The 13,212-nt window shown below is 55.5% G+C and carries 9 protein-coding genes; 1 reads left to right on the forward strand and 8 read right to left on the reverse strand.

Going from position 1 to position 13,212, the window contains the following annotated elements:
• Window positions 1-120: 120 nt before the first annotated feature.
• Together MKX51_RS23460 and MKX51_RS23465 are read right to left on the reverse strand one after the other, a co-directional pair.
• On the reverse strand, window positions 121-1,425 hold the full coding sequence (locus MKX51_RS23460) for a replication-associated recombination protein A (RefSeq protein ID WP_340938758.1): 1,305 nt from the start codon (window positions 1,423-1,425) through the stop codon (window positions 121-123).
• Between the two features lie 257 nt (window positions 1,426-1,682).
• Window positions 1,683-1,973 (reverse strand): CD3324 family protein, encoded by a 291-nt coding sequence (locus tag MKX51_RS23465; RefSeq protein ID WP_340938757.1) that lies wholly within the window; start codon window positions 1,971-1,973, stop codon window positions 1,683-1,685.
• Between the two features lie 610 nt (window positions 1,974-2,583).
• On the opposite strand from MKX51_RS23465, the gene MKX51_RS23470 reads away from it, so the two are divergent.
• Window positions 2,584-4,599, forward strand: coding sequence for a methyl-accepting chemotaxis protein (locus tag MKX51_RS23470; RefSeq protein WP_340994059.1), 2,016 nt, complete (start codon window positions 2,584-2,586; stop codon window positions 4,597-4,599).
• Here the strand turns inward: MKX51_RS23470 and MKX51_RS23475 are convergent.
• From MKX51_RS23475 to hisS, 6 genes are all read right to left on the reverse strand, one after another.
• Complete coding sequence (locus tag MKX51_RS23475; protein WP_340994060.1) at window positions 4,596-5,069, reverse strand: hypothetical protein; 474 nt, start codon at window positions 5,067-5,069, stop codon at window positions 4,596-4,598. The two genes, MKX51_RS23470 and MKX51_RS23475, sit on opposite strands and share 4 nt — an antisense overlap.
• Before the next feature lie 223 nt (window positions 5,070-5,292).
• A complete protein-coding gene (locus MKX51_RS23480; RefSeq protein WP_340994061.1) occupies window positions 5,293-7,503 on the reverse strand; it encodes a HelD family protein in 2,211 nt (736 codons plus the stop codon).
• Window positions 7,504-7,770: 267 nt separating this feature from the next.
• Window positions 7,771-9,072, reverse strand: a complete 1,302-nt coding sequence (locus MKX51_RS23485; protein ID WP_340994062.1) for an NCS2 family permease — start codon at window positions 9,070-9,072, stop codon at window positions 7,771-7,773.
• Between the two features lie 117 nt (window positions 9,073-9,189).
• Window positions 9,190-9,948: a tRNA threonylcarbamoyladenosine dehydratase gene (locus MKX51_RS23490; RefSeq protein WP_036732338.1), complete on the reverse strand. Its 759-nt coding sequence runs from the start codon at window positions 9,946-9,948 to the stop codon at window positions 9,190-9,192.
• Window positions 9,949-9,967: 19 nt separating this feature from the next.
• Window positions 9,968-11,746 carry an aspartate--tRNA ligase gene (aspS, locus tag MKX51_RS23495; protein WP_340994063.1) on the reverse strand — a complete coding sequence of 593 codons (1,779 nt, stop codon included), beginning with the start codon at window positions 11,744-11,746 and terminating at the stop codon, window positions 9,968-9,970.
• Window positions 11,747-11,796: 50 nt separating this feature from the next.
• Window positions 11,797-13,056, reverse strand: a complete 1,260-nt coding sequence (hisS, locus tag MKX51_RS23500; RefSeq protein ID WP_340994064.1) for a histidine--tRNA ligase — start codon at window positions 13,054-13,056, stop codon at window positions 11,797-11,799.
• Window positions 13,057-13,212 lie beyond the last annotated feature (156 nt).

Raw genomic sequence — 13,212 nt, forward strand, 5'->3', positions numbered from 1 at the left:
CCTACAGCGTCAAAAATAGCAGCCTCCTCCAGTTATGGAGAATGGCTGCTCTCTGTTTGTAAAATGTACAGTTTGTTGGTTGGTTGGTTGGAGCAGACGGAGCGAACTATCATCGAAGCCCTATTGCCCGCGCCGCAGCTGCTGGTTATGGCGGATCTTCGCCTCGTTGCCCTGCTCGGTGGCCTGATAGAAGACCTTGCGGGAGATTGCCTTCGGCAGATAGTCCTGCTTCACATAATGGCCGGGGAAATGATGCGGGTACTGGTAGCCCTCATGGCCCAGCTGGGCCGCACCTTTATAGTGTGTATCCCGCAAATGCAGCGGCACCTCGGCCGACTTCAGATCCTCCAGACTGTTCATGACGTTGGCGATAGCGGTCACTACCCCGTCTGATTTTGGGCTCTCTACAGCGAACAGAATCGCCTGCGCGATATTCAGCTTCGCCTCCGGCCAGCCGTTATTGCGGTAGGCATCCAGCGCGCTAACCGCCTGGACCATCGCCTGCGGGTTGGCCAGGCCAATATCCTCACTGCTGGCCGCGATCAATCGGCGGATGAAGGTCATCGGGTCCATCCCCAGCTTCTCCACCGCGTAGAGGAACCAGAACAGGGCGGCGTCGCTGGAGCCGCGGATGCTTTTGTGAAAAGCGGACAGCACATCGTACTGCGTCGACTCGTCCGCTTTGACAATCGGGCGGCGGATCGACTCCTCCGCCACCGCAAGCGTAATGTGCACGCTGCCGTCACGCTCCGGCGCCGTAGTCATCGCCGCCAGCTCCAGAGCATTCAAGGCCCGGCGGATATCGCCGTTCGCCATCGCGGCGATATGCAGCAGCGCGTCTTCGTCTGCCTTCAGGTCCATAAAGCCGAGGCCCCGCTGATCGTCAGCAAGCGCCCGCTTCATCGCGATCAGGCTATGCCCGCTGGTCAGGGACTCCAGCTGGAACAAGGTCGAGCGGCTCATCAAGGCCCCGTTCACATAATGGAACGGATTCTCTGTTGTCGCACCGATGAAGGTGATCGTCCCCTTCTCCACGGCCGGCAGCAGCGCATCCTGGCGGGAGCTGTTGAAGCGGTGTACCTCATCCAGGAACAGAATCGTCTTCGAGCCGTACAGCGCCTTATTGCTCTGTGCGCGTTCAATGACCTCCCGCACATCCTTCACCGAAGCCTCCACCGCATTCAGCCGCACGAATTCACCTTGGGTGTGATGCGATATGATATGGGCCAGAGTGGTTTTGCCGCAGCCCGGAGGCCCGTACAGCAGGATGGAAGAGACCTGGTCCGCTTCAATCGCTCTGCGCAGCAGCTTGCCCTTGCCTACAATATGCTCCTGTCCGATATATTCATCCAGATTGCCGGGCCGCATCCGGTCTGCCAGCAGCCGTCCGCTCCCGTTGTCTTCACCCTGCGAGAATAAATCCATCCTTACACTTCCTTGCTATCATCTAAGATTTCGATAGAATACATACACTTCTCCTATCATACCATACCTGCACATCACGCAAGTAGAAACGGCTTTGCCGTCCTTTTACAGGACGGTACCGTTTCAGCGAGAAATAGAAGGATAAGTTATAGCGTGAAACATAAAAATTCTTATATTTGAACAAAGAGCATGACCCCGCCGCCAACGGCGGGAGCCATGCTCTTTGTTCTAGAATTAGAACTCATATACGTTCCAGACTAGCGGTTCATCGCCAGCCGCGTTTGCCGCATTTTTGAAATGATCTTGCGGATGCTTTCTTCGGATAAGTGATATCTCTTCTGCAGCTCGTTCACCGAGCAGCCGCTGCTGTGACTACAGAAGATCTCTTCGTTGCGGGCAGCAATCTCTTGCCGGGAGCCGCTGTTCTCGCCCCATTTTACCCGTTCTTCCGCTTTCTTCGGGATGTATAACAGCTCACCCTGTATGTAACCTTGCAGCTCTTCGAGCAGCCCCGGGGGGAGCACATCCTTTCCATTGACGTAACTCACGTTCAATTTCCTCCTTCAACAGGTGTATTCTGTTCAGTCCGATCACAGTACTGTTCTGAATAATCATTCCACCTGCCTCCTTTCTTCTCCTCAAATTTGGTAAATCATCTAAATTCATTATATTAAACCCTGCGGTTATCGTCTACATTCATTATGGATCAGCAGTCTGTCAGTAATTGGTCAGTGTCATTCTATATATTGTAGTAACCGGAATTATATATCCGCTCGTGTTCGCTCGTTATACATAAGGAGGCCTCGCGGCCTCCCCCTAAACAGGTCTCCGTCTTAGACGGAAACCACCTCGTATTCTGTAAACATAATTCAGCCTCCTTCCAGAAGTAATCTTGCCCGGCCGGACACTTATTATTAAGCCACAGGCCGCCCCGGGTTACAAGTTCAAGAATAGTTATAATCGTTCTCCACCTGAAGACTGGCACGCGAACTCCTTCGGAAAGAGGGAGAATTCCAGAAGAATTAGAGTTAAATTTTTTGACGAAAAACTAATTATTTAGTCGATCCCTGTCGAAATATATATTAAAATATCTAGTTACTTCGAGATATGGAAATAAATTTTAACGTCCATCCATTCAGAAATTCAGGAGGAACTTCCATGCCAACACCCAAAAAACCCCTAAAGCGCCTATTCCGTATCACGAAGCTCAGAACTGAACTGATGCTGCTTATCATTACAGCCATTGTACTGCCCTCGCTGGCTCTGGTGGCCATATCGACACAAACCTCAGAATCGGCTCTGCGCTCCAAAATGGAAGACACGACACGCTCCAGCATCCACCTCCTGGATAAAACACTGTCGCAGCTGATTCTGCTGGAGAGCGCCGGGGTGAATGAGCTGGCGTACCAGATGAGCAGTGCTGCACTTACGAATAATCCTGCACAGCTGCGCAAGCTGATCGACAACTTCAAGCTGGAGCATCCTGAGGTAGATATCGTGGCGATAGGCAACGAGGACGGGAAATACATGTTCGCACCGGATTCCAAGCCGGAGAATTATGATCCCCGCATACGCGACTGGTACATAGATGCACTTAAGACCCCGGAGACAACATCGGTGATCGATCCCATTTTCTCAAAAGTAACGAACAGCTACATTCTGCCGGTCTCCAAGGCTTTTCCGGACGGCAAGGGGGCTGTTACGATCAGCATCAGCATGAAGGAGCTTATGGAGCTGGCGAAGAATGTCAGTCTGGGCGATAGCGGATATGTCTTCATCCTGGACGGCAATAACAAGGTGATCTACCACCCTGCCATGGAGGTTGCTTCGGAAGCCACTGGCGCAATGACAGCAGGAACCCAGCAAGGCCCGGCGGGTAAAATCTCCTACAAGGACGCTGCAGCCGATACGCAAATGGACGGATACTACATTACCAATGAGCTGACCGGCTTCACCTTGGCCGGAGTGCTTCCAGAGAGTGAATATACGAAGGCGGTCTACCCGATTCTGTACAAATCGGCTATCGTTCTCGTGGTTGCGCTGCTGCTTGCTGCAGTAATTACCTTCCTGATTATCCGCCGGATAACCGGGCCGGTAGAACGCCTGAACCGTTCGGCCAAGCGGGTAAGCGAAGGGTATCTGGATGAATTCGTCCAGACCAGCCGCAGGGACGAGATCGGTCAGCTTGCCGGCAATTATAATGAAATGGTCTCTTCACTGCGCACCATGGTGCAGGAGGTTGCCGAGACCTCCGGCCAGCTCGCCGCTGCCAGTGAACAGCTCACAGCCAGCACGGCCGAGAACAGCAAGGCAGTCGAGTATGTTACGGAGCTGGTGGAGGAATCCACCCGGGGCGTGGAGACCCAGGCTTATGCTTCCGCCGAAGTCGCTATAACGATGGAGGAGATGTCCACCGGCATCCAGAAAATCGCTTCCGCTTCAGAGGCAATTGTGAGCGCCGCTATCCTTACGGAAACGGATGTCGCAACCGGCAGCTCCAGAATGCAGGAGGTGGGGGAACAGATGAAAACGATCCGCGAATCAGTGCAGCAGTCCGGCACCCTGATCGCTGAGCTTAACGGCTTAAGCGCCAGAGTGGCTGAGACCAGCACGGCGATCTCCGCCATTGCCAAGCAGACCAATCTCCTGTCGCTGAATGCCGGCATCGAGGCGGCCCGTGCCGGAGAACACGGCCGGGGCTTCGCCGTAGTGGCGGGTGAAGTGCGCAAGCTCTCGGAGGCCACGAATAGCAGTGCCGGGCAGATTCAGGAGACCATCTCCGAGATGGTGGGCCTGATCGCCAGCGCGTATGATGTGATGAAGCACAAGGTGGCAGAGGATGTGGAGCAGGGCATGGCGCTTACCCTGGAGGCAAGCGAAGCCTTCCAGCAGATCGAACAGTCCACCCGGCAGGTCGGCGAGCAGATCCATGAGGTGTCGGCCATTACGGAGCAAATGTCGGCCAGCAGCTCCGAAGTAGCCGCCTCCGTCCAGGAGATGGCCACCATAGCCCGGGCGGCGCTCGACTCCTTCCAGAGCGTAACCGCAGCTACCGAGGAGCAGCTTGCTTCGATGGAGGAGATCACCTCCTCCGCTGCGGCACTCTCCGGCATGGCTGCGGATATGCAGGGACAGGTGGAGCGCTTCCAGTTCGATGCGAAGAATAAGGCTTAAGGATTCCGGTTACCTATAGTAAAAGCCATCCAGCCTCCACCATCACATTCGCATGCCGCCTGCTTCTGGCGGCATGCGGTGTAATGAGGTGCACCAATGCTCCTCATTTCCTCATTTGGCCCGCATCCGATTAATTCAGGTGCACTATTGCTCCTCATTTCCTCATTTGGCCCGCATCCAATGAATTCAGGTGCACTAATGCTCCTCATTTCCTCATTTGGCCCGCGTCCAGTGAATTCAGGTGCACTATTGCTCCTCATTTCCTCATTTGGCCCGTGTCCAGTGAATTCAGGCGCACTATTGCTCCTCATTTCCTCATTTGGCCCGTATCCAGTGAATTCAGGCGCACTTTTCCCTTTAATCTCATCAGCTAGCCTGATCTCAGTAGAATCAGAGGGATTTTTCCCTTTAATCTCACCAGCTAGCATGATCTCGGCTAAATCAGAGGGATTTTTCCCCCTTAATCTCACCAGCTAGCCTGCTCTCAGCTGAATCAGAGGGATTTTTCCCTTTAATCTCACCAACTAGCCTGATCTCAGCAGAATCAGAGGGATTTTCCCCTTTAATCTCACCAGCTAGCCTGATCTAACCTGCAGTCAACTTCCGGTGTACAAAAGAAACCTCTCCTTTGAAATGGCGGATTCCATTTCTTGAAAGAGAGGTTTCTTGCGTTTTTTAAAATTGCACTATGCCTTACTTCCCTTCTAGCTCCGGCCAGCCGGAGACGCTCTCCTCTGCGTTCAGTTGAACGTAAGGCGGCAATTCGCCGCCCCGCAGCAGCCATAGCTCATGCAGGGCACGTGTGCAGCCCACATACAGCAGCTTCGCATCCCAGGCCGCCGCTCCATAATGGGCGCTGTCGGCGTCTGCCAGAATGACGGCATCGAACTCCAGTCCCTTGGACAAGTAGACGGGCAGAATCGACAAGCCGCCGCGATATTCCGTGATGCTGCCGTCAATCAGATGAAGATCCTCGAACTGCCCGTCCAGCTCAGCGTACAGCACAGAGGCTTCACGCAGGCTGCGGGTCAATACCGCCACTGTGCGGTATTCACGCCCGGAGAGCTGCGCCAGCGCGCTCTTGACCGCGCTGAGCCGCTGGTCCGCCGGTGCAGACGCAGCCATTCCCGGCAGCACATCCTCCTCATAGGAGATCAGCCGCACCGGATTCCCGCTGCGGAAGACCGGAACGGCCAGCAGCTCGCTTCCGACGCCCGTGGACAGAATGCCGTTAGCGAACTCAATAATCTCCATCGTTGAGCGGTAGCTTCGGGTAAGTGCATGGTATGCAGTGTGTTCTTCGGCGAACAGCGTCTGCATCTCTCTCCACGCATGCACCCCCTTGTAGGCGTGAATGCCCTGCGACAGGTCACCCAGAATGGTGAAGGAATGCCCCTTCACATACAGATCCAGAACGGCAATCTGGAACGGGGAGAAATCCTGCGCTTCATCGATCACGATATGGTCAAAGCGCTCAGTACCTTCGTTACCGTTCAGAAGATAATGGATATACAGCAGCGGAGGAAGATCCTCTTCACGCAGAATTCCCTTCTTCAGCTCCTTGACGGTCTCCTTCAGCACGGATGGCGGAATCTCCTCCGGTGCTGCCGCCGGCCAGTCTTCCGGCGCTTTCGCCGCCCGGAAGATCTGCTTGTAGACGGCGAGCGGCTCGTATTTCGGCCACTTGGCGCTGTAGGCCTTCTCGCGGGCCGCGCCCTTCTTCTTGCGCTCCTTCAGCGCAGCCGCTGAAGGGCTCTTCTTCAGCTCCATCTCGATCCAGCGGTGAAGCCTTGCCATCACCCGCTCCTTGCGCTTCGCCGGAGGATACGGTGCGTATTCCTCATTGTGCCAGCGCAGAATCACCTGGCGGCTCAGCACCGCCCCGTCCCAAGGGCTGAAATCGCCCTCCGGCACAGCGCTGGTCTCCAGCAGCTTGACGCTGGATTCAATGACGCTCATCAGCACCGTTGAGCCTTTGAAGCGCCCGGGGGTCTCCTCCGAGATGACCGGCATCGCTCCCGCCGTCTCGAACCAGCGGCTCATGACCTCCGAAGCATCCTGCTCCGGCAAATCCACACCCAGCACCTCTGCCGCCCAGTCCGGGAACGTGCTCTGGGCAATATTGCCGACGCCCAGCTCCGGCAGCACATCCGAAATATAGTCCAGGAACATGCGGTTCGGGGCGAAAATAATCATTTTCTCCGCCGAGACCTGCTCCTTGTATTGATACAATAAGAACGCCAGCCGGTGCAGCGCAACGGTGGTCTTGCCGCTTCCCGCCACCCCCTGGATGATCAGCGCCGTGTTCTTGGCCGCCCGGATAATCTTGTCCTGCTCCTCCTGAATCGTGGACACGATGTCCCGCAGCCGGTTATCCTTGTTCTCCCCCAGCCGGTAGACCAGGAATTCATCCGATACCGCCGGTGCGTCGCTGTCACGGTTATACGTATCCGCCACCCGCTCCAGAATTTGCTTCCGGATCACCACGTTGCGCTTGAGATAGACCAGCCCTTCGATCAGCCCCTCCGGCGCTTCATACGAGGCGGCTTCCGTTCCTCCGGTAAAAGAATAAAACAGGCTTGCCACCGGGGCCCGCCAGTCAATAACAAGCGGACGGTCGCTTACCTGCTCGCGGTCTACGCCGATTTTGCCGATATACAGTGCCTTGCGGTCTTGCTCGTCATTGCCCTGAAAATCAAGCCGTCCGAAATAAGGCTCCTGCCTAAGCTTGGCAAGATCTTTGCGCTTCTGTTCCCTGGAGTCCTCCAGCACCTGCTCGGTATAATCGTGTCCTGTGTACACCGGTGTTGAGCGCAGGCGCTCAAGGGTGGAGTCAATCTCTGTCAGCACGTGGTTCAGCCTGTCTTCTTCCTCTTGATAGGCACTTTGAAAGTTGTCTTCCAATTTCAGTTACCTCCTAAAAGTTTTGCGAGCACTACTTCACCCGACTTTTCTCCGCGCAAAACTGCTTCGAAAGCATATGCTTAGTTTTGCGGGCATTAGCTTCCTGAATCTCTCCGAGCAAAACTCGCTCCGGAAGCATGCACCTTAAGTGATGTGAGCAGTCCATCTTATCACAACAGGACAGGGAAAGCCATGTATTTCTAGATGGTGTCTAAGCTGCGGATAAGCGGAAGGGGGAAGCGCTGCTTCCCCCTTCCCCCTTTACTGTTAGCCCATCAGCGCATGCAGCACGAAGTTCGCGATGAACAGCCCGGCAATACCGTACAAGGCAGGAGGAACCTCCTTGCCTTTGCCGGTAGCCAGCTTCACCAGCGGATAGGTAATGAAGCCGAACGCCATGCCGTCCACGATGCTGTAGGTGAAGGGAATCATCACCATGACCAGGAACGCCGGAAACAGCTCCGTCATGTCGCCGAGATCCATCTCTCGCACACTCTGCACCATCAGCCCGCCGATCACGATCAGAATCGGCGCAATCGCGCTGTCCGGCACATAAGCCAGCAGCGGGATGAACAGGAAGGTCGCGCCGAATAGCAGGCCGGTGACGAGTGAAGTTAAGCCGGAGCGGCCCCCTGCCGCAATCCCGGCGGTGGACTCGGCAGCGGCGACTACCGGGCTGCTGCCGAACAGACCTGCCGCGATGTTGGCGAGCGAGAGCGCCCGCAGACTGCTTTTGAAGCGCTCGGGGCGTCCTGCCATCAGTGTCTGGGAAGAGATCAGGCCGATATTCTCAAACACCACAATCAGCAGCAGCAGGAAGACGGCAATCCAGAAGACGAGGCTGACGAATCCGCTCCAGTCCATACTGGCGAACACGCTGCCGTAACCGGTGAACACATGTCCCGGCCCGGTATTCTTCGGCGCATGAGCGGCCCCCAGCAGATAGGCGAGACCTGTGCCGACGAGCATACTGATCAGCAGACCGCCGCGTGTGCCGCGGATGAACAGCACCAGCGCCAGCAGCAGCGTCACCACCGAGGTAATGACCGCAGGATCACTGAAATGCCCGATGGCGACGAAGGTGGTGGCGTGGGCAATGACAATCCCGCTTTTTTGCAGGCCGATGAACGTCAGGAACAGCCCGATGCCGACGGTGATCGCATGCTGCAGATTATGGGGAATCGCGTCGCTAAGAATGCGGTAGAGCGAGGTGAAGGCCACAATGGCAAACAGCACCCCGGTCACCACTACCACGGCCAGCGCCTCACGCCAGTCCAGCTTCATGGAATGCACAAGGGTATAGGTGAAAAAAGCATTGATCCCCATACCCGGGACCACGATAATCGGCGTTTTGCCGCCAAACGCCATGAGCAGGCAGCCTGTGACCGCTGTCAGCAGCGTGGCAACCATCCCGGCCCGCAGCGGCATGCCTGCATCGGCCAGGATCGCCGCGTTAACCATTACAATATATACCGAAGCGAAATACGACAGGATGCCGGCCGCCCATTCCTGCTTCCAGTTGTCGCCCGGCTCCATTCCCACGCTATTCCGCCAAATATTCGATTTCATGTAACAACCTCCACTTAAGTTCTTCTCATAGGATGTCAAGTATATCCCCATAAAACATACCGTAATAAAAGGGCATATAGCCGGAAGCCGGCTATACACCCTTTTACCTGATAAAATTCATTCAAATGTAATGCCGCCCGTTTCGAGCAAATCCCGTACCGTTACACTGACCATAATCAGGCCGACTACAGGGGGGACAAAAGAAGTACTGGCCGGAGGCTGCTTCGCCTTGCGCCGGTCCGGCGCATTCGCAGGCACAATCTGCTCCGTCACATCTTCGCGCGGCTTCACAGGCTTCTCGGTGGAGAAGACCACCTTCACGCCCTTCTTGATGCCTTCCTTACGCAGTCTGGTGCGGATCACCCGGGCAATCGGGTCCATGGTAGTCTTGGAGATGTCGGCGACCTGGAAGCGGGTGGGGTCCATCTTGTTGGCCGCTCCCATGCTGGAGATCAGCGGGATCTTCCGGGCCAGACATTCCTTGATCAGGTGAATCTTATAGATAATCGTATCCGAAGCGTCAATCACATAGTCCAGCTTGTATTTGAACAGCTCCTCATACGTCTCTTCGGTGTAGAACATATTCAGCGCAATCGCTTCGCAGTCCGGATTAATCAGCTTGATGCGGTCCACCATCAGGTCGGTTTTGTTCTGGCCGATGGTCGTGGTCAGCGCATGGAGCTGGCGGTTGATGTTGGTAATATCCACCGAATCCTTATCAATCAGGATAATGCGGCCGATTCCGGTCCGGGCCAGCGCTTCCGCTGCCATAGCGCCTACTCCGCCGATCCCCAGCACAGCTACTGTGCTGTTCTTCATGATCGCCAGGCCTTCCGGCCCGATCGCCAGCTCCGTACGCGAGAACTGATTCAGCATGATGTCAGCCTCCTATGATTTATTTCTTTTCTTTCTCCGGTTTCGGTGCCAGCTTGATGTGCAGCTGCTCCAGTTGTCCGGCATCCACCGGGGATGGGGCATCCATCAGCAGGTCCGTTGCACTTGCCGTCTTAGGGAAGGCAATGGTCTCACGCAGGTTCGTGCGGCCCGCCAGCAGCATAATCAGACGGTCGAAGCCAAACGCGATGCCGCCATGCGGAGGCGTGCCGTATTCAAAGGCATCCATCAGATAGCCGAATTTCTCATAGGCCAGCTCCTGCGAGAAGCCGAGTGCATTGAACATTTTCTCCTGAACGTCACGCTTGTAGATACGCTGGGAACCGCCGCCCACCTCGTAGCCGTTCAGCACCAGGTCATACGCCTGTGCACGGATGGCGCCAGGATCGGTATCGAAGAGATGCAGGTCTTCGTCCATCGGACGTGTGAACGGGTGATGCTCAGCCACATAACGCTTCTGGTCCTCATCGTAGCCAAGAAGCGGGAATTCCGTTACCCAGGCGAATTTGAACACACTGTCGTCGATCAGACCAAGCTGGCGGCCGATCTTCAGACGCAAGGCGCCAAGCACATCGGCTACCACCTTCTTGGTATCAGCGGAGAAGAGCAGCAGGTCGCCATCCTCGGCACCTGTGCGCTCCTTCACGGCAGCGATTTCTTCCTCGGAGAAGAACTTCACAATCGGTCCCTTGAACTCGCCGTCTTTGACCTGAATCCAGGCCAGACCCTTGGCGCCGTAGCGTGCAGCGTATGGTCCAAGATCGTCAATCTCCTTACGTGTCCAGGTGCCGCAGCCCTTGGCGTTCAGACATTTCACTTCTCCGCCCTTCTCGATCACGGAAGCGAATACCTTCACGCCGCTCTCAGCAACGATATCATTCATCTCTACCAGCTCCAGGCCAAACCGCAGGTCCGGCTTGTCCGAGCCGTATTTGCCGATCGCTTCGGCATAGGTCAGCCGCTGGAACGGTGCGGATACCTCAACCCCAATCGTCTCCTTCAGCAGACGCTGCATCAGCTTCTCCATCATCGACAGCAGCTCATCCTGCGGCATGAACGAGGTCTCAATATCGAACTGCGTGAATTCCGGCTGGCGGTCAGCGCGCAGGTCCTCATCACGGAAGCAGCGGGCCATCTGGTAATAACGCTCGATGCCGCCGACCATCAGCAGCTGCTTGTAGATCTGCGGTGACTGCGGAAGCGCGAAGAATTCCCCTTCATGCACACGGCTTGGCACGAGATAGTCACGTGCGCCTTCCGGCGAGCTTTTGGTCAGGATCGGTGTTTCTACATCAATGAAGCCTTCACTGTCCAGGAAATCGCGGAAGATCTTAGCCGACTTGGAACGAAGCAGCAGCGTCTTGTGCATCTCCGGACGGCGCAGATCCAGGTAACGGTATTTCATGCGCAGGGATTCGTCTACTTCCACTCCGTCTTCGATGAAGAATGGAGGCGTCTTGGCCGCATTCAGCACTTCGATGTCTGTAATCTGCACTTCAATCTCACCGGTCGGCAGGTTGCGGTTAATAGTCTCTTCATCACGCTTAACTACCTTACCTGTCACGGACAATACGTATTCACTGCGGACCTTATCGGCAATCTGCAGCGCTTCTCCGGAATAGTCAGGATTGAATACAATCTGTACAATCCCTGTCCGGTCGCGCAGATCAATGAACAGCACGCCTCCAAGGTCACGGCGGGTCTGCACCCAACCGTTCAATGTTACTGTCTCACCGATGCTCGCTGTCGTTAATTGTCCACAGTTATGGCTTCTGGTCATCTTTTATCCTACCCCTTCATGATTAAAATTACATATGCTTGCCTTTCCGTCTAATTCTGAATCAGCGCCTCTGCCAGTTCGTCCAGCTTCACAGTCCGCTGCTCGCCGGTCTCCATCGACTTCAGTGCGATGACGCCGCTATTCAGCTCGTCTTCACCGAGAATCGCCGTATACCGGGCTGACATGCGGTCCGCCGACTTCATCTGCGCCTTCATCTTGCGTCCCAGGTAATCGCGCTCCGCCGAGAATCCAAGGCTGCGCAGACGGAACAGCTGCTTCGTGATCTCCAGATCTGCTGCTTCACCTAATGCGACGAAATACACATCCAGCGGCTTTGCCGCTTCCAGCGACACACCCTGATTCTCCAGAATCAGCAGAATCCGCTCCAGGCCAATCCCGAAACCGATGCCCGGCTGATCCGGTCCGCCGATCTCCTCGACCAGACCATTGTACCGGCCGCCGCCGCCCACCGTGTCGATAGAGCCAATGCCTGCCGCTTTATACTCAAACGCTGTATGCGTGTAATAATCAAGGCCGCGCACCAGGCGAGGGTTGATGCTGTACTCCACACCCATCACATCCAGATGCCCCTTCACCTTCGCAAAATGCTCTGTACACTCTTCATCCAGACTGTCCAGAATAGAAGGCGCACCGCCGAACTTGTCCTGATCAACCTTGCAGTCCAGCACACGCAGCGGGTTGCGTTCCATCCGCCGCTGGCAGTCGCTGCACAGGCTCTCTCTCATCGGTCTCAGGAAATCCAGCAGCTTCTCGCGGTAAGCCGCACGGCTCGGCGCATTGCCAACCGAGTTCAGCTCTACCCGCACATCCTTCAGCCCCAGATCAATGTAGAACTGGTATCCAAGCGAGATGACTTCAGCATCAATTGCCGGGTCCACCGCGCCGAACGCTTCGATGCCGAACTGATGGAACTGGCGGTATCTGCCGGCCTGCGGACGTTCATAACGGAACATCGGTCCGATATAATACAGCTTGCTGACATCCGGCTCTCCGTACAGCTTGTTCTGGACATACGCGCGTACCACGCCTGCTGTCCCTTCGGGACGCAGCGCCAGATCGCGGTCGCCCTTATCCTTGAAGGTATACATCTCACCTTCTACAATATCCGTTGTTTCGCCGACTCCGCGCTCGAACAGCCCGGTGTGCTCGAACAGCGGGGTACGAATCTCCCGGTAATTGAAGCGGCGGCACAGTTCTCTGGCCTTAGCCTCCACCACCTGCCATTTCTCTACTGCACCCGGCAGCACATCCTGTGTACCTGTCGGTTTTTCGAATCTTTCTTTAGCCACAGTCTATCCCTCCTGAAAATAACCCCTTAAAACAGCAAAAAACCCCTCATCCCTGTTCAATTACAAACAGGGACGAGGGATTATCATAACCAATAATTCACCCGTGGTACCACCCACATTCCGGGCTTAGCAACTTGCTCTGCGTAAGCTCCGCTC

The sequence above is a fragment of the Paenibacillus sp. FSL M7-0420 genome (assembly GCF_038002345.1).
Lineage (GTDB): Bacteria > Bacillota > Bacilli > Paenibacillales > Paenibacillaceae > Paenibacillus_AQ.